20 protein-coding genes are annotated in these 23,835 nt (G+C 70.2%); 15 read left to right on the top strand and 5 right to left on the bottom strand.

Going from position 1 to position 23,835, the window contains the following annotated elements:
* Positions 1-7 precede the first annotated feature (7 nt).
* Positions 8-1,210 (top strand): FAD-dependent oxidoreductase, encoded by a 1,203-nt coding sequence (locus ACFORO_RS06470; protein WP_377870436.1) that lies wholly within the window; start codon positions 8-10, stop codon positions 1,208-1,210.
* A 393-nt stretch (positions 1,211-1,603) separates the two neighbouring features.
* Here the strand turns inward: ACFORO_RS06470 and ACFORO_RS06465 are convergent, their stop codons facing one another.
* Positions 1,604-3,262, bottom strand: a complete 1,659-nt coding sequence (locus tag ACFORO_RS06465) for a choice-of-anchor A family protein (protein WP_377870435.1) — start codon at positions 3,260-3,262, stop codon at positions 1,604-1,606.
* Between the two features lie 187 nt (positions 3,263-3,449).
* Between ACFORO_RS06465 and ACFORO_RS06460 the strand changes: the two genes are divergently transcribed.
* Positions 3,450-4,121 carry a FadR/GntR family transcriptional regulator gene (locus ACFORO_RS06460; RefSeq protein ID WP_377870434.1) on the top strand — a complete coding sequence of 224 codons (672 nt, stop codon included), beginning with the start codon at positions 3,450-3,452 and terminating at the stop codon, positions 4,119-4,121.
* A complete protein-coding gene (locus tag ACFORO_RS06455) occupies positions 4,118-4,924 on the top strand; it encodes an ABC transporter ATP-binding protein (protein ID WP_377870433.1) in 807 nt (268 codons plus the stop codon). The genes ACFORO_RS06460 and ACFORO_RS06455 overlap by 4 nt, the downstream gene beginning before the upstream one ends.
* 25 nt (positions 4,925-4,949) lie before the next feature.
* Here the strand turns inward: ACFORO_RS06455 and ACFORO_RS06450 are convergent, their stop codons facing one another.
* A complete protein-coding gene (locus tag ACFORO_RS06450) occupies positions 4,950-6,173 on the bottom strand; it encodes an MFS transporter (RefSeq protein WP_377870432.1) in 1,224 nt (407 codons plus the stop codon).
* 107 nt (positions 6,174-6,280) lie between these two features.
* Here ACFORO_RS06450 and ACFORO_RS06445 point away from each other — a divergent pair, with 107 nt between their 5' ends.
* The 3 genes from ACFORO_RS06445 to ACFORO_RS06435 all read left to right on the top strand — a co-directional run bounded on the left by ACFORO_RS06445 (position 6,281) and on the right by ACFORO_RS06435 (position 8,512).
* Positions 6,281-7,186: a LysR family transcriptional regulator gene (locus ACFORO_RS06445; protein WP_377870431.1), complete on the top strand. Its 906-nt coding sequence runs from the start codon at positions 6,281-6,283 to the stop codon at positions 7,184-7,186.
* A gap of 79 nt (positions 7,187-7,265) precedes the next feature.
* Positions 7,266-7,763, top strand: coding sequence for a peptide-methionine (S)-S-oxide reductase MsrA (gene msrA / locus ACFORO_RS06440; protein ID WP_377870611.1), 498 nt, complete (start codon positions 7,266-7,268; stop codon positions 7,761-7,763).
* Positions 7,764-7,765: 2 nt separating this feature from the next.
* A complete protein-coding gene (locus ACFORO_RS06435; protein WP_377870430.1) occupies positions 7,766-8,512 on the top strand; it encodes a DUF427 domain-containing protein in 747 nt (248 codons plus the stop codon).
* On the opposite strand, the gene ACFORO_RS06430 is transcribed toward ACFORO_RS06435, so the two are convergent.
* Both ACFORO_RS06430 and ACFORO_RS06425 read right to left on the bottom strand, forming a co-directional pair.
* Positions 8,513-11,266, bottom strand: a complete 2,754-nt coding sequence (locus ACFORO_RS06430) for an MGDG synthase family glycosyltransferase (protein WP_446681598.1) — start codon at positions 11,264-11,266, stop codon at positions 8,513-8,515.
* Positions 11,267-11,283: 17 nt separating this feature from the next.
* Positions 11,284-12,267, bottom strand: coding sequence for a DMT family transporter (locus ACFORO_RS06425; RefSeq protein WP_377870429.1), 984 nt, complete (start codon positions 12,265-12,267; stop codon positions 11,284-11,286).
* Positions 12,268-12,365: 98 nt separating this feature from the next.
* On the opposite strand from ACFORO_RS06425, the gene ACFORO_RS06420 reads away from it, so the two are divergent.
* Positions 12,366-13,031, top strand: coding sequence for a VC0807 family protein (locus tag ACFORO_RS06420; RefSeq protein WP_354749900.1), 666 nt, complete (start codon positions 12,366-12,368; stop codon positions 13,029-13,031).
* On the top strand, positions 13,031-13,780 hold the full coding sequence (locus ACFORO_RS06415) for an SDR family NAD(P)-dependent oxidoreductase (protein ID WP_377870428.1): 750 nt from the start codon (positions 13,031-13,033) through the stop codon (positions 13,778-13,780). The genes ACFORO_RS06420 and ACFORO_RS06415 overlap by 1 nt, the downstream gene beginning before the upstream one ends.
* A gap of 139 nt (positions 13,781-13,919) precedes the next feature.
* On the opposite strand, the gene ACFORO_RS06410 is transcribed toward ACFORO_RS06415, so the two are convergent.
* The gene (locus ACFORO_RS06410) at positions 13,920-15,116 is read right to left on the bottom strand and encodes a PucR family transcriptional regulator (protein ID WP_354749904.1); all 1,197 of its coding nucleotides are present in this window, start codon (positions 15,114-15,116) and stop codon (positions 13,920-13,922) included.
* Between the two features lie 151 nt (positions 15,117-15,267).
* Here ACFORO_RS06410 and hpnC point away from each other — a divergent pair, with 151 nt between their 5' ends.
* From hpnC to hpnH, 7 genes are read left to right on the top strand one after another with little or no spacing between them, the layout of a single operon-like run.
* Complete coding sequence (gene hpnC / locus ACFORO_RS06405; RefSeq protein WP_377896497.1) at positions 15,268-16,134, top strand: squalene synthase HpnC; 867 nt, start codon at positions 15,268-15,270, stop codon at positions 16,132-16,134.
* 5 nt (positions 16,135-16,139) lie between these two features.
* A complete protein-coding gene (gene hpnD, locus ACFORO_RS06400; RefSeq protein ID WP_377870609.1) occupies positions 16,140-17,000 on the top strand; it encodes a presqualene diphosphate synthase HpnD in 861 nt (286 codons plus the stop codon).
* Complete coding sequence (gene hpnE / locus ACFORO_RS06395) at positions 16,997-18,334, top strand: hydroxysqualene dehydroxylase HpnE (RefSeq protein ID WP_377870426.1); 1,338 nt, start codon at positions 16,997-16,999, stop codon at positions 18,332-18,334. Before hpnD ends, hpnE begins: the two co-directional genes overlap by 4 nt.
* Complete coding sequence (locus ACFORO_RS06390) at positions 18,331-19,362, top strand: polyprenyl synthetase family protein (protein WP_377870425.1); 1,032 nt, start codon at positions 18,331-18,333, stop codon at positions 19,360-19,362. The genes hpnE and ACFORO_RS06390 overlap by 4 nt, the downstream gene beginning before the upstream one ends.
* A complete protein-coding gene (gene shc / locus ACFORO_RS06385; protein WP_377870424.1) occupies positions 19,362-21,272 on the top strand; it encodes a squalene--hopene cyclase in 1,911 nt (636 codons plus the stop codon). Before ACFORO_RS06390 ends, shc begins: the two co-directional genes overlap by 1 nt.
* The gene (gene ispH / locus ACFORO_RS06380) at positions 21,269-22,732 is read left to right on the top strand and encodes a 4-hydroxy-3-methylbut-2-enyl diphosphate reductase (protein WP_377870423.1); all 1,464 of its coding nucleotides are present in this window, start codon (positions 21,269-21,271) and stop codon (positions 22,730-22,732) included. The genes shc and ispH overlap by 4 nt, the downstream gene beginning before the upstream one ends.
* Positions 22,733-22,735: 3 nt before the next feature.
* Positions 22,736-23,737, top strand: coding sequence for an adenosyl-hopene transferase HpnH (gene hpnH / locus ACFORO_RS06375; protein WP_377870422.1), 1,002 nt, complete (start codon positions 22,736-22,738; stop codon positions 23,735-23,737).
* Positions 23,738-23,835: the final 98 nt, after the last annotated feature.

The raw sequence follows: 23,835 nt of genomic DNA, 5'->3' as shown, positions 1-23,835 counted from the left end.
GACGACCATGAAAGAGACACCGCGCATCGCCATCGTCGGAGGCGGCCCGGGCGGACTGCTCGCCGCCCAGGTCCTGCACGGGCACGGCCTCGCCGCGACCGTCTACGACGCCGACACCGCCGTGGATTCCCGAGATCCCGGCGGCACGCTCGACCTGCACGCCGACAGCGGGCAGATCGCTTTGGCAGACGCCGGGCTGCTGCCCGCCTTCCACGCACTGGCCCGCGTCGAAGGCCAAGCCATGACCAGACGCGACCACCACGGCACTCTGCTGAAGGAGTTCACGCCCGCCGACGACGACACCGCCGCCCCGGAAATCGACCGCGGCCAGTTGCGCACCATGCTGTACGAACAGCTCACACCCGGAACCGTCCACTGGGGACACAAACTCACCGACCTGACAACCGAAAACGGCGTCCACCGCTTGAGTTTCGCCAACGGATCCACAGTGGACGCCGACGTCGTGATCGGCGCGGACGGCACCTGGTCGAAGGTGCGCCGACGCCTCACCGACGCGATGCCGGAGTACCTCGGAGTGTCCTTTCTGGACGTCCGGTTCGACGACGTCGAAACCCAGCACCCCGGTATCGCGGCCTTGGTCGGCAACGGCCAGCTCTTCACCGCCGACGGCGCTGGCCGGGCCGTGATCGTGCAGCGCAACAGCAACGGAGTGATCCGCGGCTACGTGGCGTTCCGTGCCGAAGAAGACTGGGCCGCACGGGAAGGCGTCGACCTTGCTGACTGCACCTCGGTGCGGGAGTTCCTGCTGCGCGAGTTCCGCGACTGGGGCTCGACAGTGCGCCCGCTGCTGACCGACAACGACGGCGACTACGTAGCGCGCGCGTTCACCGCACTGCCCGCTCCCCTGACCTGGGAACGCGTCCCGGGCATCACCGTGCTCGGGGACGCCGCACACGCGATGGCCCCGTTCGGCGGACACGGCGCGAACCTGGCACTGCTCGACGGCGCGGAGTTGGCGCACGCGCTGCACGAGGAGCCGAGCGTCGAAGCCGCGTTGAGCCGCTACGAAACCGCGATGTTCGCCCGTACCGGACACCTAGCCGCCGACGCGAACGCGGCGTTGCGGGGCTTCTTCGCCGACCAACCGGCTGGCGCCCAGCACGACGTGCCGGACCGGGAGGAAGAACTCCGCGCCTACGAGGCCCGGGCCGCCGAATACCGCGCCTCCCGCACGCCCGCTGCCCGCTAGTCCGTGAGGGGAACCCTGCGGGACTCTGAGTTCGTGAGGGGAACCCTCACGAACCACGCCTCGACAGACACCGGCGCACCCACTATCAGCGCACCCAGCCCCCTCACCTACCACCCCGCACCGGCGCACCCAACAGTCGAGGTGCCCAGCCCTCCCCCGCACCCCGATACGAAGCGTCCCTGCGGTCCGGGATTGCTTGTCAAGGCATCTTTCCCGCCTTGACAAGCAATCCCGGACCGTCAGCACAATCAAGCTTCGGGGTGCCCCACGCAACCATCACGGCAATGTCGCCGCCAGGCGACGAGTCGCCCAAGAGCGCCCGCCTGACCGGACTGTCCGTGAAGGGCTCTTTGAAGGAATCAGATTCCTTCAAGGAGCCCTTCACGGCGTTGGTCAGGAGCGCTTGCGGCGAACCGCCACTGCCGCCACCAGCGCGCCGCCGATGAGCAGCAATGCACCGCCGCCGATCAGGTAGCCGCGGATGTCCGCGCCGGTCGACGCGAGCGGGCCCTGGTCCGACGGGCCGGTTCCGGGGGCCACGCCGCCGGAGTTGTCGCTGGTGGTCGTGATCGGGGCCGGGGCCTCCGAGGACGAAGTGGACGTCGTCGGGCTCGTGCTGCTGGCCGAGGACGTCGGCTGCGAGCTCGAGGACGTCGCGCTGGACGAAGTGGACGACGTCGGCGCGGTCGAGGACGACGTCCCGGACGGGCCGGGCGTGGTGGAGCTGGACGTCGCCGAACTGCTGGACGTGGTCGAGGTGGCACTCGACGACGACGTGCTGGACGACGTAGTGCTCGTCGGCTCAGTCGTGGTCGACGACGTGGAGGTTGTCGACGTGGTGCTCGACGTCGGCTCCGTGCTCGACGTGCTGGTGGTGGTCGAGCTGGTCGGCTCGGTGCTCGACGTGCTCGACGTCGTAGTGCTGGTCGGCTCCGTCGACGTCGTGGTGCTGGACGTCGTAGTGCTGGACGTAGTCGACGTGGACGTCGTACTGGTCGGCGTAGTGGGCGTCGTCGTCGGGCCGGCGCAGTCCGGCAGGTCGCCGTTGAACGGATACGCGTGGAACTCCTGCCCGCCCGCCGCGCCTTCCGACGTGTGCAGCAGGTTGCCCGCGGTGAAGAACCGGCCGTTGGTGCCCGACGCGGTGACCGTCGTGTCGCTGGACGGGTTGCCGACCAGCACGCTGCCCTGGAACTGCGCCTGCCCGGCGATCTTCACCTTCGACGCGTCCGGGAAGTTCCACAGCAGCTTCTCGCGCAGGTGGTTGATCGGGTCCTGGTCGGCGAGGTCGCCGGTGTAGGTGTTGATCACCCGGTTGCCGCCGACGAGGTTGACCAGCACCGTCGCGCCCGCCGGGATGCCGGCGAACTCGAGGCCCTGCATGCCGCCGCCGGGGCCGGTGAGGTCGAAGTCGACGTTGAACACCTGCAGCGCGGACTTCCCGTCGCCGGTGAACAGCGTCCGGTAGCCCTCGTTCTTCGCCGTCCCGGTCGCCGCGGACTTGCCGTAGCAGGTGCTGGCCTCCTGCAGCTGCGGCCGAAGCTGCTTGTACGGGTCCGCCGCGTTCGGGTCCTGCTTCAGCGTGCCGGTCACGGTCCCGGTGACAGTGCCGCCGTACCGCACGACGCCGTCGTCCGCGAGCAGCCGCTGGTTCGGCGCGACCGTGACGTTCTTGCCCGTGGTCAGGAAATCGCCGCCGTCCGGCGGGGGCACGCGCGAGCCGACGCCCGCGATGCCGACGTTGTAGATCGCGGACCCGCCCGCGCGCTTGTTCATGTCGAAGCCGCCGAGCACGACGACCCGGCCCTCGGCCTCGGCCGCGCCTTCGCGCACGAGGAAGTCGCCGCCGGCGAAGACGTTGATGCCGTTGTCGCGTCCCGCGAACGGCCCGTTGTTGACCGGCGGGTACTTGCCCGGGCAGGCGTCGCCGACGCACGGGCCCAAGCCCCCGGGCAGCTGAGCGGCGCTCGCGCCCGGACCGGCCACGAACGCCACCGCACACACCGCCGCGGCGAGAGCTCCGCCGACGACGGCCATTTTCCTGGCACGCATGCGGCCGATCCTTACCCGGCGCGGGCGAAATGCGGCAGTCGAAACACCGTAACCCACCCGAACGGGTCATAAAATACCGCACTCCTCAGACAAGTAGACTAGTGACGCTCCACACTCGACACCCCGCCGGAAGAATGTCCCGCAGTAGTCTCGCTCCCGTAGCCCCGCCCGATCAGAAAGCCCTCCGATGCCCCCTCTCGTGCACCGGCACCCGCTCGCCGCGCAGGCCGCCGAAGTACTTCTGACCCGCATTCGCGCCGGCGAATGGGCGCTGGGTCACAAATTGCCCGGGGAAACGACACTGGCCGCGCAACTGGGCGTCGGCCGGTCCACGATGCGCGAGGCGATCCGCGAATTGGCGGGCAAAGGCGTGCTCGATTCCCGGCAAGGCGCCGGCGTTTTCGTGACCGCGCTGGACGTCGCCGAGGATTGGGACGCGGTGCTGCGCCGCGCCACTATCGGGGCGGTGATCGAGGCGCGCATCGCCATCGAAGCGGAAGCCGCCGCCCTCGCCGCACTCCGGCGGACACCGACCGACCTGCGCGCGATCCGCCGCGCGCTCGCCGCTCGCGCGCTCGGCGACCCGGACGTCGAGTTCCTGGTGGACACCGACACCGCGTTCCACCGCACGGTGCTCGTCGCCGCGCACAACGACGTGCTGATCGAATTGTTCGACAGTTTCGTGCCGCGCGTCCACCGCGCGATGACGGACATGCTGCGTGCGCGGCCGATCGCCGCGCCCGAAGAAGATCAAGCCGCCCACCTGGCGCTCGTCGACGCGATCGCGGACAAAGACGCGTCCGCCGCCGCGGAACTGAGCCGGGCGCACCTGACCGCCTTGAAGGAGGCACTTTCGTGAGCGAGGTCGTGCTGCGGCTGACCGACGTCGTGTTCCGCAGGCAGGGCAAGGAGATCCTGCACGGCGTGAACCTGACCGTGCGGGCAGGCGAACACTGGGCGCTGCTCGGCCCGAACGGCGCGGGCAAGAGCACGATCCTCGGTTTCTGCGGCGCCGTCACGCATCCGACCACCGGCACCGTCGACGTCCTCGGCGGACGGCTCGGCCGCGTCGAACTGCAGGCGTTGCGCCGCAGCATCGGGCACGTCGACCCGCGGCATCCGCTGCGTTCGCCGCTCGCCATCCGGGAGGTCGTGCTGACCGGCATCACCGGGAGCATCGACACTCCCCCGCGCTGGCAGCCCACCGCGTCGCACATCGAGCAGGCCGACGAACTCATCGGATTGCTGGGCCTCGACGGCAAGGCCGGCGAACGCTGGCCGACGCTGTCCCAAGGCGAACGCGGCCGCGCCCTGATCGCCCGCGCCCTGATCAGCGACCCCCGGCTGCTGCTGCTCGACGAACCGTCCACCGGCCTGGACGTCGCGGCTCGCGAACAGCTGCTCGAAACGATCGACCTGCTCACCCGGACCCACCCCCGGCTCGCCTCCATCGTGGTCACGCACCATCTCGAGGAACTGCCGGAGACGACGACGCACGCGCTGCTGATCGCGGAAGGTTCGGTGGTGTCGTCCGGGCCGATCGAACAGGCGGTGACCACCGCGAGCATCAGCCGGGCGTTCGGCCACCCGATCCGCGTGGACCGGCACGACGGACGGTGGAGCGCCCGCGCCGCGCGCGGCCGGTCCACCGAAGTCGCCTGACCCAAGCTGCCGCCTACTGTCCGGCTCAGGCCGTCCGCAGCACCCGCCACGCGGAGAACCCCAGCAGCACCAGCTCCGCGGCCGAAAACCCGACCAGCGCGAGCGGGCTCGGCATCCACAACAGCGCCATGCCGACCAACAGCACCGGCACCACCAGCCCGGCGTAAGCCGCCAGGAAGATCCCCGCCAGCACCTCGCCCCGGGACATCGGATCGGCCAGCGCGGCCACCGTCCCGACCGAGGCGCGGAACCCGAGCCCCATCCCGCTGCCGGCGATCACCGAACCGACGAAGAACAGAGCCAGCGAAGGCAGCAACGCGGCCGCCGACAGCACCGCCAACCCGACCGGCATCAGCACGAACCCCAGCCGCAGCTGTGCCCGCGACGCCATCGACGCGAAGACCACCTGCGACACCGCCGCGGCGGCCAGCATCGAGCTCGCGGCGACCCCGGCGAGCATCCGGCTGTGCTGGTGCAGCCCCTCGGCGAGCAGCGTCGGCGCGAGGGACATGAACAGCCCAGTGATCGCGAACGCGGCGAACACCCCGATCGCCGCGCCGACGAACGCCGGCCGCGCCCCGGCGGGCAGCGACACCCGCTGCGGCCGGTACGCCGGACGCTCCTCGCGCCGTTCGACGGTCTCCGGCACCAGGCACACCGCGAACGCGGCGACCAGCAGCACGATCAGAAACACGACGAACGTACTGGTCAGCGGGGCGTCGATGTATTGCGCGAAGACGCCGCCGACCACCGGACCGAGCCCGAGGCCGCCCATGTTCACGACGGTGGCGATCAGGCCGGAGCGGCCGAGATCCTGGTCCGGACGGGTCACCGCGCGCAGCTCCGAAAGGTGCGCGGTGGCGGTGGCCGTCAGCGCGCCGATGCCCACGCCGCACACGAACCGCGCGATCAGCAGGCCCGGTACCTCCGGCCAGAGCAGGAACAAGACCGCGGACAGCGCCTCGGCGAGCACCGAAGCGAGGATCACGCGACGGCGGCCGAGCCAGTCGCTGACGTGGCCAGCGAGGTAGAGGCTGGCCATCACGCCGACGGCGTAGGCCGCGAAGACAACGGTGACCAAGAACGTCGGAAACCCGTCCCGCTGCTGGTAAAGCGCGTACAGCGGAGTGGGCACGGTGGAGAACGCGAGGCACGCGGCGAACGCGAACGCGATCACCCGGAACCCCCAGCCGTGGCTGACGCGCCATCCGGCCGGGGCGGTGAGAGCGGGCGGAACTGTGGTGACCATGTCGACCTTCCAAGCGGGAACCTACGTCTGCCACGATCCGCCGCTCCACTCATCAAGTCCAACGAAAAGTGTTGGTCATAGTTATCTGGATCGGCGATAATTAGGCGATGGAGACGCGTCAGCTGGAGTTCTTCGTCGCGGTCGCCGAGGAGCTGAGCTTCACGCGGGCGGCGCAGCGGCTGTTCGCCACCCAGTCCACGGTTTCGGCGACGATCCGCGCGCTGGAGGCCGATCTCGGCGCGACGCTGTTCGACCGGTCTACCCGCCGGGTCGCGCTGTCCACCGCGGGCGAGCTCTTCCTGCCCGAGGCGAAAGCCGCGCTGGAATCGGTGGAGCGGGCCCGCGAGGTGGTGCAGCAGGCGTCCGCCGGCCTGCGCGGGAGCCTCCGGATCGGCACGCTGACCAGCATGAACGCGTTCGATCTGCCAGTGCTGCTCGGCGCGTTCCACCGCAGGCACCCGCTGGTCGACCTGCATCTGACGGTGTCCCTCACCGGGTCGTCCGGGCTCGCCGACGACGTCCGCCACGGCCGCCTCGACGTCGCGCTGCTCGGCCTCTCCCGGGCGGAGCTGGGCGGCCTGGACGCGACGCAACTGGCCAGCGTGCCGTACTACGCAGTGCTGCCGGACAGCCATCCGCTCGCCGAGCGCGAGTCGGTCAAACTGCCGGAACTGGACGGAGAGCTGTTCGTCGATTGCCCGCGCGGCTTCGGGAACCGGCTGGCCGTCGACCGGGAATTCGCCACGCTCGGGCTTTCGCGCCGGGTGGCCGCCGAGGTCGCCGACCTGCGGACGGTCCCCCGCTACGTCGCCGCCGGACTCGGCATCGCGGTCCTGCCCGGCACCGCCCGGCTGACCATGCCGGGCGTCGTGTCGATCCCGCTCGCCGACACGTCGCTGACCTGGCCGCTCACCGTCGTCGTCTCCGCGAAGCGGCCGCCGTCACAGGCCTTGCGGACGCTGCTGGAGCTGTTCGTCGCGGCCGCGGCGGAGGGAGATATTACGGAGTTCTGACCGGGCCCCGGGCGGCCGGAATAGCGACCGTCGCCGCAGCGTCATCCTGTACACGGAATCCGCGATGGGAGAGAAGGAAATGACGGAAAAAGCGATCCTGGCCGGCGGGTGTTTCTGGGGCATGGAGGAGCTGTTCCGCCACCAGCCCGGCGTGACCGCCACCCGCGTCGGCTACAGCGGCGGCGACGTCCCCCACGCCACCTACCGCAACCACGGCACCCACGCCGAAACCATCGAAGTCACCTACGACCCCGCCCGCACCGACTTCCGCGCCCTGCTCGAATTCTTCTTCCAGGTCCACGACCCCAGCACAAAGAACCGCCAAGGCAACGACATCGGCGCCAGCTACCGCTCCGCCATCTACTACACCACCGACGAGCAAAAACAGATCGCCGAAGACACCATCGCCGACGTCGACGCCTCCGGCCTCTGGCCCGGCAAAGTCGTCACCGAGGTGACCGCGGCGGGCGACTTCTGGGAAGCGGAGCCGGAGCACCAGGACTATCTCCAGCGCTACCCGCACGGTTACAACTGCCACTTCCCGCGCCCCGGCTGGAAACTCCCGAAGCGCCGCTGACCATGACCGACTATCCAGCGGCGGCAGTCGAAACCGGGCAGGTGGAACCGGTCCCCCGGCGAGTGCGCGGAGTGCTCGCCGGGAAGACCATTGTGGACAGCACGCGGGCGAAATACGTCTGGGAATGGCCGTACTATCCGCAGTTCTACTTCCCTCTCGACGACGTTCTCTCCGGCGCACTCGTCCCCGAAGGCGAGACCGACGGCCCGGCCCGAAGGCACGCGCTCCGCGTCGGCGAGGTCGAAAAGCCTGCCGCCGCTTGGGTAAACGACTCTGTCCTGCCTGGACACGTCCGGTTCTCCTGGGACGCTTTGGACGCCTGGTTCGAAGAAGACGAACAGGTTTTCGTCCACCCGCGCAACCCGTATACGCGAGTGGACGCTTTGCGCTCGACCCGCCATGTCCGAGCAGCGCTCGACGGCGTGACTTTGGCGGAATCGTCGTCGCCGGTGCTGCTGTTCGAAACCGGCCTCCCGACGCGGTATTACTTCAACCGCACCGAAGTCGATTTCACGCACCTCGTCGCCGAGCCGGACATGGTCACCGCCTGCCCGTACAAGGGCGAGACGTCCGGCTACTGGTCCGTCCGCGTCGGCGACGTCCTGCACGAGCACCTCGCCTGGACCTACGCCTACCCGACCGCCGCGGTGCTGCCGATCGCCGGACTCGTGGCGTTCTACAACGAGATGGTGGACATCGAGGTGGACGGCGAACTTCTCCCCCGTCCGCGCACGCACTTCTCGCAGTGACTACAACCGGCCGAACGCCTCGACGACCGCGGCCGCCAGCCGATCGCCGCGCTCCTCCTGTCCGGCGGGCACCGTGATGCAGACAGTGAACCGTTCCGCCCACGTCATGATGCCGACCGCGACCGGAACGCCCGGGGCGAGCGACAAGACCGGGTACACCGTGCGGACAAGCGCACCGTTGAGCACCACCGGCGACCGCGCGCCGGGAAGCACCGAGGCGATGGCGCTGAACCACGTGCCGCGATAGACGAGCTTGGCCGCCCGGCGGTGCAGCGCCGGCGGCAGAATCCCGAGGACGCGCACGACCGCGTTGCCCGCACGGGGCGCGCCGTGCCCGACCTGGTCGGACAGCATCCGGTCCGTCGCCCGCACCCGCTCGGAGAGGGACATCGGCCCGGTCGGCAAGTCGATCGACGCCGCGCCGGTGTGATTGCCGAGCTGACGGAAGGTCCCGGTGTCGCGGACCGACATCGGGATCAACACCCGAAGCTGCTCCGGCGCGGTTCCGCCCAGCTCGCGGTGCAAGGCCTCGGCTACTAGTGCGAGGACGAGGTTGGTCGTCGGGACCGCTGCCCGCCGCGCGGCTTTCCGCACCTCGGGAGCCGAGAGGTGGGCGCGCGCGAAATGCCGTTGGGGGCTGTCGATCCGCTTGTCCCACCGGACCCGGGGCGCGGCACCGGCTCGGGCGAGGGCCCAGATGCCGCGGGCAAGATCGGCGGCTTGGTTGCGGGCTTTGCCGCTTGATCCGGATTTCGGGTGCGCGGGCTTGGCGGCACCGGAACCCCGGGCCGTTCCTGCTGACCGATCAAGTCCGTGCCACGCCGGGCCTGTGATCCGAGCGAGCACCTCGCGCACCGGTGCCGCCAGCCCGGCAAGCCGCGCCCGCACCGCACTCCGCCCGGGTTGAGACCTGTTGCGTCCCAATGTGGCATTCGGTGCGTGAGACGCACCCAATGCGGCGTTCGGTGCGCCAGACGCACCCAATGCGGCGTTCGGTGCGCCAGACGCACCCAATGCGGCGTTCGGTGCGTGAGACGCACCCAATGTGGCATTCGGTGCGCCAGACGCACCCAATGCGGCGTTCGGTGCGTGAGATGCACCCAATGCCACATTGGGGCGGCTCCACCACCCCCTCCGCCGAGACCGAGACCGAGGCCGAGGCGCCGCCACCGGAACCAGCGGATCCTTCCCCCGAGCCTGCCCCACCAGCGCACTGATCACCGCGATCCCGTCACTCGCCGCGTGGTGCAACGCGATCAGCAACGCCCCCTGCTCCCCCTCGATCCCCGTCACCAGCCGCGCTCGCACCGGGCGTTCCGGGGACACCGGTTCCGAGAAGAACGCGTCCATCTCCCGCGTCAAAGCCGCGTCCAACGGCGCGTCCGGGCCGACCCGCACCGACGTCAGCACATCCGAGGACGTCCGGCCCGGGTCCTCCTGCCAGCGCGCCCGCCACAACCCGCTGCCGGGCAGCAATCGCGTCCGCAAGCCGGGAGTCGCCGCCAGCAAATGCTCCGCGTCCGCGTGCGTAACCGGCGTGCCGTCCGGCTTCGGGTCGAACAGCAGCACCGCACCGACCTGTTGCGGCACCTCCGGGGTGGCCACGTGCACGAACAGCGCGTCCTCCGGCCGGAGCCGTTGCGTCGGCGGGTTCAGCGGCGCGGAAGCCAGCGATTCCAGCGCCGCCCGCAACGGGGTGGCTGTCTCGCAATGCCGGGCGACAGCTTCCGCCATCTCCTTGAGGCGTTCCGGTTCAGCCAAGAGGCCCCGTACTGTCTCCGCCAGCTCACCGTCCTTTGTGGACACTAGAGCGAGCCCGGCCGCGGCCATCAACCGGGCGTTGGCCTTGCCGTGCGCAGCGATTGGGTGATGCATCAGCACCGGCCGCCCGCAGGCCAGCGCCTCCAACGAAGTCGCGCCGCCCGCATTGGTCACCACGACGTCCGAAGCCAGCGTGTAGACCTCTGGCCGGTCCGTCCAGCCGACGACGCGCAGCCGCGGTTCGTCCAGTGCCCGCAATCGGGCAGCCACCGCGTCATTGCGCCCGCAGATCGCGATCGGCACGACGGACGGGTCCGCTGCCAGCAATTCCCGCACCGTCGTCTCGATTTCGCCGAAACCCAGCGACCCGCACGAAACCAGCGGGACGAACGCGTCCGGCGGCAGCTCCAGCTCCTGGCGCGCCGCCGGCTGGTCGCCGGGGCGGAACACCGCGCGCACCGGCGGCGCGGACACCCCGACGTGCGCCGACGGCGACGAGCGCAGCGCGGGGGCGACCGCGACGTCGTGCATCACCATGGTGAGATCGGCCGCGCCGTAAACCCAGAACGGATGCGGTGCGAAGTCCGAAACCCACGCACCGAGCGGCACCGGGAGTTTTCCCTTGCGGCGCAGCCAGGCCAGGCCCGCGGTGCCCATCGGATACGTCGAAAGCACGAGGTCCGGCGCGAATTCGGCGACCGGTTTCGCGAGCCGCGCCCCGCACCACGAAGCGGTGAACCAGCGGGACGCGGCGGCGAACCACGGAATGCGCCAGATCGCGCCGTAAAAGAATTCGTAAAGCCACGGGACGCTTTCCACATTGGCGACGTAAATCCGCTGGAAAAGGCTTTCGAAACCAGGGCCGAGCCGTTCGAGGGCGTTGAGCCACGAAACGGTCGCGTCCGGCCAGCGCTCGCGCACCGCGTCCTCGAGCGCGCGTCCCGTGGCGTTGTGCCCCTGCCCCATGTTCGCGGACACGATCAGCACGCGCACCGGCGCTTCCCCCTTCGCTAGCAAGCGGTCCCGGCGAGGCCGTACCCGTCGTCCGGATCCGAATCAGGTTGTTCGCCGGGCTCGTCCGGCGCGGTTTCCTCTTCGGCGGGCGGCATTTCCGATTCCGCCGACAAATGCGACGCGCGCGTGGACAGCAGCGCGATCCCGACCACGATCACCAGCCCGGCGAGCGCCTCGCCGAACAGCGCGAGCGGCCTCCCGTCGGCCGATTCGCCCATCCACGACAGCCCGATCGCGACGCCGACCAGCGGATCCAGCGCGGTGATGACGGCGAGCGCCGGCGTCAGGAACCGGCCCTGCTGGAACGTGTTCTGGCTCAACAGGAATCCCAGCGGCCCCACGACGCACACCAGATACAGCGTCCAGTGCCGGAACGGCTCGTCGATCCCGACGCGGAACTGGCCCGCGACCACCTTCATCAATCCGGCGGTGAGGCCGTACAGCACGCCGGTGGCGACCGCGAGCCCGAGCACCCGCCAAGATCCGGAATTCGCTGACGCGGCAACAACAAGCGAGGCCAGCGTCAGCACGGCGAGCGCGATGCCGAGCGGCAGCAGGTCGCCTCCGCTGACGAGCGTCTCGCTGTTGCCGCTCGGCCGGGCGACGACGAGGAACGCGGCCAGCCCGGCCACGCACAGCAAGCCGCCGACACTCATCGTGCGGTCCGGACGGCGGCGTTCCAGCCGCGCGGACGCGAGCCCGGCGAACATGAGCGACGTCACGAGCAGCGGCTGGACCAGCAGCAACGGCCCGAACGCGAGCGCCACGAGCTGCAGGACGAGACCCAGGATGGTCGCGGCGATCCCGATGAGCCACAATGGGCGTCCGACGAGCCGCTTGAAGAGCGTCAGGTCGAGCGGTTTGCCGGTTTCCACTTCTTTGGTCGCCCTGGCCTGCGCTGCGCTCGCGAGTCCCATGCACGCCGCGCCGGCGACGGCGGCGGGGACAGCCACGACCAGCGACATCCCCGTAACTGTCACGGACTCTTCACCTCACACCGTCCCCATCCGCCGTGCTTATGCTCGAGCCTTGTCCGAGGCCGAGTCGCCCGGTTGGCACCGGAGGCAGCAGAACCCGCATGCGACACCCCCATACGATCGACCTCCCCTCGTTCCGCAACCTCGTCGTGGGCGGGGGCCGGCACCTGCTCGAGTCGACGCTGGTCCCGGCCGGCCTGTTCTATCTCCTGCTGACGCTGGTGAGCTTCGACAGCGGGGTCATCGCCGCGCTCTGCTGGTCGGTCGCCGTGATCGGCACCCGGCTGGCGCTGCGCAAGAAGATCCCCGCCGTGCTGCTGCTGACCACGGCTCTGCTGGTCGCGCGCACTGTGCTGGGCCTGGTCACCGGCAGCGCTTTCCTGTACTTCCTGCAGCCGACTCTACAGAATTTCCTCGTCGCCGGCCTGTTCCTGGTCTCCGCGCCGTTCAACAAACCGATTCTCGCGCGGCTCGCGGGCGATTTCTGCGCATTCCCCGAAACGCTGTCCGGGCATCCCGGAATGCGAAGGTTCTTCCAGCGCGTGTCCGTGCTCTGGGGGCTCGTGTTCGCGGTGAACGGCGGCGTGACGCTGCTGATGCTCGCGCGGGAAACCGTCGGCAGCTTCCTCATGGCGAGCACCGCGGGCTCGTACTCGCTCATCGGGCTGGCCATCGCCGGTTCGCTGTGGTGGTTCCGGCGTTCGCTGCGCTCGGCGGGCATCACGCTGCGCATGGGCCACCGGCCGGCCGCGCTGCCCGCCGCCTGATGGCCCGCACCGCACTCGTCACCGGCGCGTCGTCCGGCATCGGCGCCGCCACTGCCCGGCAGCTCGCCCGCTCCGGCGTCCACGTGCTGCTGCACGGCCGGAACGAGGACCGGCTGGCCGCGCTCGCCAAGGAAACCGGCGGCACCGCGCTCGCCGCCGACCTCGCGAACCCCGGCGCCGCGGCGGAACTCGCCGAACGCGCGCTGGCGATCACCGGATCGGTGGATCTGCTCGTCAACAACGCGGGCCTCGGCTGGGCCGGTCCCCTGCCGGAGCTGTCCGCGGAACGGCTGCGGCACCTGGTCGCGGTGAACCTGACCGCGCCGCTCGACCTGACCCGCGCGCTGCTGCCCGCGATGCTGGAACGCGACCGCGGGCAGATTGTTTTCGTCTCGTCGATCGCCGGGCGCACCGGTGTCGCCGGAGAAGCGGTGTACGCCGCAGCGAAGTCCGGTGTGGACGCTTTCGCCGACAGCCTCCGATTCGAGTTGCACGGCACCGGAGTAACGGTCGGAATCGTAGTTCCCGGTGTGGTGCGCACAGAATTCTTCGAACGCCGCGGCCGTCCGTACACCCGCGGCACGCCCCGGCCGGTGAGTGCCGAACGCGTGGCCGCCGCCGTGCTGCGCGCCGCCGCGCATCCGGGTGACTACTACGTGCCGCGCTGGCTGCGCGTCCCCGTCGCGCTGCGCGGCGCCGCGCCCGGCCTGTACCGCGCGCTCGCGGCACGCTTCGGCGCCGAAAGCTGACGGTTCCACGCAGACCTCCTCCCCCGCGTACCTCGTGAGCGGCGATGTCCTGAAACTCAACAGCCGGTTCTCACCGGGATTGCCACTCACGAGACCCAAGCACGCCCCCAGCCCGACCGCATCAGGGAATCTCCCCCACTCACCCGGTTTCGTCCACCTCCCCAGGCGGCCCCCAGGCCAGCGCCAGCACCAGCGTCGCGCGCACGGCCGGGTCGTCCAGCGACGGCCCGAACAGGTCGTGCAGGCGGCCGAGCCGGTAGGACACCGTCTGCGGGTGGATGTGCAGATCCTCCGCCACCGCCTTGCGGTCGCCCAGATGCAGCAACCACGACGTGAGCGTGGTGGACAGGCGTTCCCGCGCGGATTCGTTCAGCTCGTCAAGCGGGGCAAGGGCTTGTCTTCGCAACACGTCGAGCAGCCGGTCGTCGCGGTGCACGATGATCGCGTCGAGGTGCTCGTCGGCGAACACCGGATCGTCGCTGAGCAGGTGGTCGCGGCGCAGTCGCGCGGTCACCTCGGCGATGCGCAGGCTGGCCGGGAGCCGGTCGAGCGGCACCGTCGCGCCGACCACCGCGCCGCCGCCGCGCAGCGCGCGAGCCAGCCACGCACGCCTGCCAGGACCGCCGGGGTCCGGCACGATCGCCACGACCGCTCCAGGGCGACGCAGCCGCAGGCAGCTGTCTTCCAGGCGGAACACCAATTCCCGGCCGAGTTCGTTGTCGTCCTCCACCAGCACGACCGCGGCGTGCTTCGGCAGCCGCCACTCCGCGCGCAGTGCGGCGGCGCGCACCGCGGCCTTGTCCGCACGGTCCGACAACAGCAGCGCGGTCAGTTCGTCGCGCAGCCGTTCCCGCGCGCGCACGGCATCTGATTGTTCCTGGAGATACCCGCGCAGCGAGGATTCCGAAAGCTGGTCCACCAGAGCGAACACTGTGGTGGCGAGCGAGGCGAACAGTTCGGCGGGCACGTCGAGATCGAGCGCGGCTTCCGAAACGTGCCGCCACGCCACGCGCGCGCCCACCCGATAGGCGGACAGCAGACTCGTGACGCGCCTGCCCTGCTGGTATTGCGCGCGCCCGATTTCCTCGAACACCGTCTGCTCGACGCCGGACCCCAGTTCCGGCAGCCGCTCGTCGGGCTCGGCCGCCATGTCGATCAGCCGCCGGACGAATCCCGCGCTGGCGGCGACGAGGTCGGCCAGTTCTTCGGTCAGGAACTCCGCGTAGTCGGGGTGCTCGTCCGCGAGCTGGTCGCGGACCTCGTTGAGCATGGCGGGCAGCCGGCGGGTCACCACCGTCTCCAGTTCGTCAAGCCGGGTCACCTGATCTGGTCCCATGTGTCCGGGAGTCCTTCCGTCGCAGGCAGCGGTCCTCGGGTCGCTTCGGGACATCCTGTCCCCACTTTGGCCTCTCGTGCCAAGTCGAAGCCAGCGAAATTCGCTTTCCGGCGGCAGAAGCCGCCCGACCGGGGGCGCGACACTGGCGGGGATGAGATCGACGTCGGCAGTCCGTCACGCTCCGGATACGTCTGGCCTGCGAGCGAAACGGCGCGCGGAAAACTTCCCGGTGGCCCTTCGGGTGCTGCCGGAAAAGCTGCGCGCCGACCTCGTCGCGGTCTATTCCGTCGCGCGCACTGTGGACGATCTGGGCGACGAGGCCGAGGGCGACCGGGTCGCGCAGCTCAAAGTCTTCTCGGCGGAACTGTCCGCGGCGTTCGGCGACGGGGAACCGGAAGATCCCGCTGTCCGTGGACTTCTCCCGGCGATCCGGGCGGGACGGCTGACCGAGGAACCGTTCCAGCGGCTGGTCCAGGCGAACCTCCAGGACCAGGAGGTGCACCGTTATCCGGTGTTCGCGGACTTGCTGGCGTACTGCCAGCTTTCCGCGGACCCGGTCGGGCGCATCGTGCTCGACCTGCTCGAAGTGGACGATCCGGCCGCGCGGATGCTGTCCGACCGGATCTGCACCGGGCTGCAACTGGTGGAGCACTGGCAGGACGTCGGCGAGGACTACCGCAACGGGAGGGTCTACCTGCCGGGGGAGGATCTCGCCGAGTTCGGCGTTGCCGAGGAGGAATTGGGCGCCGCGCACGCGTCGCCGGAGATGAAAGCGCTGATGCGGTGGGAAACCGGCCGCGCCGCCGCCCTGCTGGGCGGCGGCGCGGATTTGCTGGGGCGCCTGTCCGGCTGGGGGCGGTTCGCGGTGAGCGGCTTCCTCGCCGGCGGGCTCGCGACGGTCGACGCGCTGCACGCGAGCGGCGGCGACGTGCTGTCCGCACCGGTCCGGCCGAGCCGGACCGGACTGCTGAGTTGGCTGGGGTGGCTGCAAGTCGGCACGAGGAGGCGGTCCGGATGACGGCGATGGGCACAGTGGACGAGGCCTACGCGCACTGCGCGGCGGTCACGAAAGAACAGGCACGCAACTTCTACTACGGAATCCGGTTGCTGCCGCCGGACAAACGCGCGGCGCTGTGCGCGGTGTACGCGCTCGCCCGGATCATCGACGACATCGGCGACGACACCGCGGCGTCCGCCGAGGCGAAGCTGCAGGGGCTCGCCGGGGTGCGGAAATCGCTCGGCGACCTGTCCGCGACCACCGATCCGGTGTACGTCGCGGTCGCCGACGCGGCCCGCCGGTACCCGATTCCGCTGGGCGCGTTCGAGGAATTGCTCGACGGCGTCGAAATGGACGTGACCGGGCGCGAATACGTGCGGTTCGAGGAACTGGTCGAGTACTGCCGGTGCGTGGCGGGTTCGGTCGGGCGGCTGTGCCTCGGCGTCTTCGGCAGCCGTCCGGAGCCGAACGCGCCGGTGTACGCCGACGAGCTGGGGATTGCCTTGCAGCAGACCAATATCCTGCGCGACATCCGCGAGGACCTGCTCAACGGACGGGTGTATCTGCCCAAAGAGGACCTCGACCGGTTCGGCGTCGAGCTGTCCGTCGGCCCGGACGGGAAGCTGGCCGACCCCGAAGGCGGGCTCGCCGCGCTGATCCACGACAGCGCCGCGCGGGCCCGCGACTGGTACTCCCGCGGTCTTCGCCTGGTGCCCTCTTTGGACGGTCGCAGCGCCGCGTGCTGCACCGCGATGTCCGGCATCTACCGCACGCTGCTGGACCGGATCGACGAGCGGCCCGCGCGCGTGTTCGACCGGCGGCTTTCGTTGTCCGGCCGGGAAAAGGCGGTGGTGGCGTTCCGGGCGCTGACCGGGATCGGCCGATGACCGCGCCGGTCGCGGTGGTCGGCGGCGGGCTCGCGGGCATCGCCGCCGCGCTCGCCTGCGCCGACGCCGGACGGCCGGTGACGCTGTTCGAAGCGCGGCCGTACCTGGGCGGGCTCACGCATTCGTTCGCTCGCGGCGAGCTGCGAGTCGACAATGGACAGCACGTGTTCCTCCGCTGCTGCACGGCTTATCGCGCGCTGCTCGACCGGCTCGGCGTCGCCGATCGGGTGACGCTGCAGCCGAGGCTGGAGATCCCGATCCGCCTGCCGGGCGCGACCGAGCCGACCTGGCTGCGACGCGACGACCTGCCCGCTCCCCTGCACCTGGCCACCTCGTTGCTGCGCTACGACCCGCTCCGTCCGCTCGACCGGGCCCGGTTCGCGCTCGCCGCGCTCGCGTTGCGGCGGGTGGACCCGAAGGCGGATCGCACGGATCGCCAGTCCTTCGGAGAATGGCTGCGGCGGCACGGTCAAAGCGCGGCGGCGATCGAAGCGTTGTGGGATTTGGTCGGCGTGGCAACGCTGAACGCGACCGCCGACGACGCGTCGCTCAGTCTCGCCGCGACAGTGTTTCAGGAAGGTCTGCTCACCGATCCGGCCGCCGCCGACATCGGATGGTCGCTGGTCCCGTTGCGGGAACTGCACGGCGACCCGGCACGCGAACGGTTGCTCGAGGCCGGGGCGGACGTCCGGGTCGGCACGAAGGTGCGCGCGATCAGCGAAGGCTGGCAGGTGAGCACCGACCGCAGCGAGGAAACGTTCAGCCAGGTCGTCCTGGCCGCTCCCCCGCCGGTGACCGAACAGCTCGCGCCTGCCGGGGCGATCGGGCTGCCGCCGGGCTGGTCCGGCGGGCTCGGCAGCTCGCCGATCGTGAACGTGCACGTGGTGCTCGACCGGAAGGTCCTCGACGAACCGTTCGTCGCGGGCGTGCGCACACCGGTGCAGTGGGTGTTCGACCGAACGCGACAGTCCGGTTTGGACTCCGGGCAGTACCTCGCGATGTCGTTGTCCGCCGCGGACGCGCAGATCGACCTGCCCACCGCGAAACTGCGCGAACAACTTCTGCCCGAACTGCTGACGCTGCTGCCCGAGGCGCGCGGCGCGCGGGTACTCGACTTTTTCGTCACCCGCGAGCGGCACGCGACGTTCCGGCCCGGTCCCGGCACCGCCTCGTTGCGGCCGCCCGCGCGCACCGCCTTGCCCGGGCTGTATCTGGCGGGTGCGTGGACCGCGACCGGATGGCCCGCGACGATGGAGGGCGCCGCGCGCAGTGGTGCGGCCGCGGCCGCCGCCCTTCTTCAGCACAACGGCAAGAGGGAGGGAGTCGGAGCATGACGACCGAGGTATTTTCCACCGAGAGGACAACATCAGCGGTGCCGCCGGTGCTCGGCAGCGCCCGCGACGTCGTGCAGCCCGCGTTGCGCGCCGCTGTCGACCGGCTGGACGACACCAGCCGCGCGATCAGCGCCTACCACCTCGGCTGGACCGATCCGAACGGCGTGCCGGTGCAAGGCAACGGGGGCAAGGCCGTGCGCTCGGCGCTCGCCGTGGTGTCCGCGCGGGCCGCGGGCGCGCCGGTGGAGGTCGGCGTGCCCGGAGCGGTCGCGGTGGAGCTGGTGCACAACTTCTCGCTCGTCCACGACGATCTGATGGACGGCGACACCGAGCGCCGCCACCGGCCGACGGTGTGGGCGCTGTGGGGCGCGGCGAGCGCGATCCTGACCGGGGACGCGATGCTCGCGCTCGCCCAGGAAGTGGTGCTGGACAGCGGTTCCCCGCATGCCGTGCCCGCCGGCCGGTTGCTCACCGAGACGACGCGACGGCTCATCCACGGCCAGTTCCTGGACGTCGCGTTCGAGCAGCGGGACGACGTAGCGCTCGCCGAGTGCGTGACGATGGCCGCCGGGAAAACCGGCGCGCTGCTGTCCGCCAGCGCCGCGATCGGGGCGGTCCTGGCCGGTGCGCCCGCCGAGGTGGTCGACGCGCTGTCGGTGTTCGGCGAGGAGATCGGACTGGCGTTCCAGCTCGTCGACGACGTGCTCGGGATCTGGGGCGACCCGGCGGTCACCGGGAAATCGGTGTACTCCGACCTGCGGGCGCGCAAGAAGTCGCTGCCGATCACCTACGCGACCACGCACGGCGGCGCGGCGGGCCGCCGGCTGGCGGAGTGGCTGGCCGGGGAGGACGACACCGACCTCGAGCGGATCGCCGCCCTGGTGGACGACGCGGGCGGCCGCCAATGGGCCACCGCCGAGGCGGCACGGCACGTGGCCACCGCCGAGCGAGCACTGGCCGCCATCCCGTCCGGCCCGCGCGCCGACCTCGTCTCGATCGCCCGCTTCATCGCCGGAAGGGAAGCGTGATGACCCAGACCGTCCCCCGGACCTCCACCTCCGCGCCCGCCGCGCGCACCGCCGCCGGCACGGTCGCTTCAGCGGTCGAGTTCCTGCGCCGCGAGCAGGACCGCGCCGGATGGTGGAAGGGCGAACTCGCCACCAACGTCACGATGGACGCCGAGGACCTGCTGCTCCGGCATTTCCTCGGCATCCTCACCCCGCAGCTCGCCGAGGAGTCCGCCCGCTGGATCCGCTCGCAGCAGCGCGCTGACGGCACTTGGGCGAACTTCCCGGACGGCCCGGCCGACCTGTCCACGACGGTCGAGGCGTGGGTCGCGCTTCGGCTGGCCGGCGACCCGGCGGACGCGCCGTGGCTGGCGTCGGCCGCGGAGTACATCCGCGACCACGGCGGGCTCGAGGCCACGCGGGTGTTCACCCGGATCTGGCTCGCGATGGTCGGCCAGTGGTCCTGGGACGAGCTGCCGAGCCTGCCGCCGGAGCTGATCTTCCTGCCGTCGTGGTTCCCGCTCAACGTCTACGACTTCGCCTGCTGGGCCCGGCAGACCGTCGTGCCGCTGACCATCGTCGGCACGCTGCGCCCGGTGCGGAAGCTGCCCTTCGAGGTTTCCGAGCTGCGCACCGGCAAGCGACCGCCCAAGACGCGCGCGCCGTGGACGTGGGACGGCGTGTTCCAGAACCTCGACACCGCGCTGCACGCGTACGCGAAGCTGCCGCTCAACCCGGTGCGCAAGCTCGCTCTCAACCAAGCGGCGGAATGGATACTGGCGAGGCAGGAGGCCGACGGTTCGTGGGGCGGGATCCAGCCGCCGTGGGTGTACTCGATCCTCGCGCTGCACCTGCTCGGCTACCCGCTCGACCATCCCGCGCTCAAGGCCGGGATCGCCGGGCTGGACGGGTTCACCATCCGCGAGAAGACCGACCAGGGCTGGGTGCGGCGGCTCGAAGCGTGCCAGTCGCCGGTGTGGGACACCGCGTTGGCGATGACCGCGTTGCTCGACGCGGGCGTCTCCCCCGGCGACGAATCCCTGGTCCGCGCGGCCGATTGGATGCTCGGTGAGGAAATCCGGGTGTCCGGGGACTGGGCGGTGCGGCGGCCTTCGCTGCGGCCGGGCGGGTTCGCGTTCGAGTTCGCCAACGACGGCTATCCGGACACCGACGACACCGCCGAGGTGGTGCTCGCGCTGCGGCGGATGGGCAAACCGGATCATCTGCGGATCCGGGAGGCGGTCGACCGGAGCGTGGCTTGGCTGGAGGGAATGCAGTCGAGCGACGGCGGGTGGGGCGCGTTCGACGCGGACAACACACAGGTGCTGACGACTCGGCTGCCGTTCTGCGATTTCGGCGCGGTCATCGATCCACCGTCCGCCGACGTGACCGCGCATGTGGTGGAAATGCTGGCGGCGGAAGGGAAATCCGACACGCGCGAATGCCGTCGCGGGGTGCGGTGGCTGCTGGACAACCAGGAGGACGACGGTTCGTGGTTCGGCCGCTGGGGCGCGAATTACGTGTACGGCACGGGTGCGGTGGTGCCCGCGTTGGTGGCCGCTGGAATTCCCGGGACTTCACCGCGGATCCGGCGTGCGGTGAAGTGGCTGGCGGAGCACCAGAACGCCGACGGCGGGTGGGGCGAGGATCTGCGGTCGTACGACGACCGGGCGTGGGCCGGACGCGGTGATTCGACGCCGTCGCAGACCGCGTGGGCTTTGCTGGCGCTGCTCGCCGCTGGCGAGCGGGAGTCCGAAGTGGTCACCCGGGGCGTCGAATGGCTGTGCGAGCGGCAGCGTCCGGACGGCGGCTGGGACGAGGACAAGCACACCGGAACCGGCTTCCCTGGCGACTTCTACCTGTCGTATCACCTGTATCGCGTGGTGTTCCCGCTGTCCGCACTCGGCCGGTATGTCCGGGGCGGGTCATGACACCGATCGTCTGCACCCCGCTGCGGATCGAGCAGGCCGCGTTGCGCGGCCTGCGGACGGTCCACACTGGACTCGGGCCTCGCCGGGCCGCTGCCGCCGCGGCCCGGCTCCCGTCCGGGCCGCGGATCGTGGCGGGGGTCGGCGGCGGGCTCACCCCGGAGGTACGGCCGGGAGACGTTGTGGTCGCCACCGAAGTGCGCGGTCCTTCGGGCGTGGTGCCGGTGCCGTCCGCACCGTTGCTGGCGGGTGCGTTGCGGCGGCTTGGGCTCACTGTCCATCTCGGACCGGTCGTTGGCAGCTCTCATGTGGTGCGGGAGCGGGAACGGGCTTCGTTAGCGGCTAGCGGCGCGCTGGCTGTCGATATGGAGTCCGCGTGGCTTGCTGCCAGCGGCGAACCGTTCGCGGTGGTCCGGGCCATTGTGGACACTGTCGGTGCGCCGCTGTTTCATCCTTCCACGGTCTCCAATGGACTCGCCGGGTTGCGGAGTTTGCGTCGAGCCGCTCCCGCGCTCACCGCGTGGACCGAGGCGGTGGGTCCGCGAACGGTCGTCCTGGCCAGCCCGCGATCGTTCTGTGCCGGAGTGGAGCGGGCGATCGAGATCGTCGAGCGGGCGCTGGAGAAGCACGGTGCGCCGGTGTACGTGCGCCGTCAGATCGTGCACAACACCCATGTGGTGCATCGGCTACAGGGGCGCGGCGCGGTGTTCGTCGACGAGGTGGAGGAAGTTCCGGAAGGCTCGACGCTCGTGTTCGCCGCGCACGGAGTTTCCCCGGCGGTTCGGCGTGCCGCAGTCGATCGTGGACTGTCTGTTGTGGACGCGACATGCCCGTTGGTCACCAAGGTGCACAACGAAGTCCGTCGTTACACCGGTCGCGGCGATACGGTATTCCTCATTGGACACGCCGAGCACGAGGAAGTCGAAGGCACCGTCGGAGAAGCGCCGGACAACGTCGTGGTCGTCGGCGATGTCGCAGCAGCTCGGACGGCCACCGCGCGCGACCCGTCTCGGACCGCCTACACCATGCAGACCACCCTGGCGCTCGACGAGGCCGAGGAGATCGCGTCCGTGCTGCGCGAACGATTCCCCGGACTTTCCGCGCCGCGCAAGGACGACATCTGTTACGCCACCACCAACCGGCAGCAGGCCCTGCGCGCCATCGCGCACGAAGTAGACCTGGTGCTGGTGGTCGGTTCCGGGAACTCGTCCAACTCGCGCCGGCTCGTGGAAGTCTCCGAACGCGAGGGAACCCCGGCGGTGCTAGTGGACGGATGCGGCGACATCGACCTGCGCCAACTCGCCGGCGCCGGGCGGATCGGGCTCACCGCGGGTGCGTCGGCACCGCCGCATCTCGTGACCGAAGCGGTCGAAGCCCTGCGCGGATTGGGACCGGTCAGCGTCGCGGAAAACACGCTGACGGAGGAAGAAATGACGTTCACCCTACCTCGGGAGGTGCTCTGAGCGATGGCCATGCCGTTGCGCCAGTCTCTTCGGCTGGGCGGTTATCTGATGAAGCAGAAGCTGCTGCGCAAGGAGAAATTCCCGCTCCTGGTCGAGCTGGAACCGCTCTTCGCGTGCAATCTCAAATGCGGCGGCTGCGGCAAGATCGCGCAGCCGCACACCCTGCTGAAACAGCGGATGCCGGTGGAGCAGGCGGTCGGGGCGATCGAGGAAAGCGGCGCGCCGATGGTGTCGATCGCGGGCGGCGAACCGCTGATGCACCCGCAGATCGACGAGATCACCCGGCAGCTGCTCGACCGCGGCAAGATCATTTTCCTGTGCACCAACGCGCTTCTGCTGCCCAAGCACATCCACAATTTCAAGCCGCACCGCAATTTCGCGTGGATGGTGCACATCGACGGCCTCGAAGAACGGCACGACGCGTCGGTGCGCAAGGAAGGCGGTTTCCAGGCGGCGGTCGACGCGATCAAGCTCGCCAAGGAAAAGGGCTTCCGGGTGATGACGAACACGACGTTCTTCACCGGGGACACCCCGCAGGACGTCATCGACGTGCTCGACTACTTGAACGACCTCGGCGTCGACAACATGCAGATCTCGCCGGGGTACGCGTACGAAAAGGCCCCGGACCAGGACCACTGGCTCGGCGTGCAGCAGACCCGGGAACTGTTCGCCAAGGCCTTCGGCGGCGGCAACCGGAAACGCTGGCGGCTCAACCATTCGCCGGTGTTCCTCGATTTCCTCGAGGGCAAACGCGACCTGGAATGCACGCCGTGGGGCATCCCGTCGTATTCCCTGCTCGGCTGGCAGCGCCCGTGCTACCTGCTGGACGACGGCTACGCGAAGACGTACCGGGAACTCATCGAAACCACCGAATGGGAGAACTTCGGCCGAGGCAAGGACCCGCGCTGCGCCAACTGCATGGCGCACTGCGGCTACGAACCCACCGCGGTGATCGCGACGCTCGGCTCGCTCAAGGAATCCGTCCGGGCCGCCGTCGGACACTGACCCACGGTACGTGAGGGGAACCCTCACGGACTCTGATTCCCAATGCCAGGAACTTAAGCGTGGTTGGTCACGGTTCGGCGGTGGTCTGCGTGGCGGGC

The sequence above is a fragment of the Amycolatopsis halotolerans genome, from assembly GCF_042647905.1.
In the GTDB taxonomy this organism is placed as follows: domain Bacteria; phylum Actinomycetota; class Actinomycetes; order Mycobacteriales; family Pseudonocardiaceae; genus Amycolatopsis; species Amycolatopsis halotolerans.
Note: the sequence above shows the minus strand (reverse complement) of the source record. Positions and strands in the feature narration are given on the sequence as shown.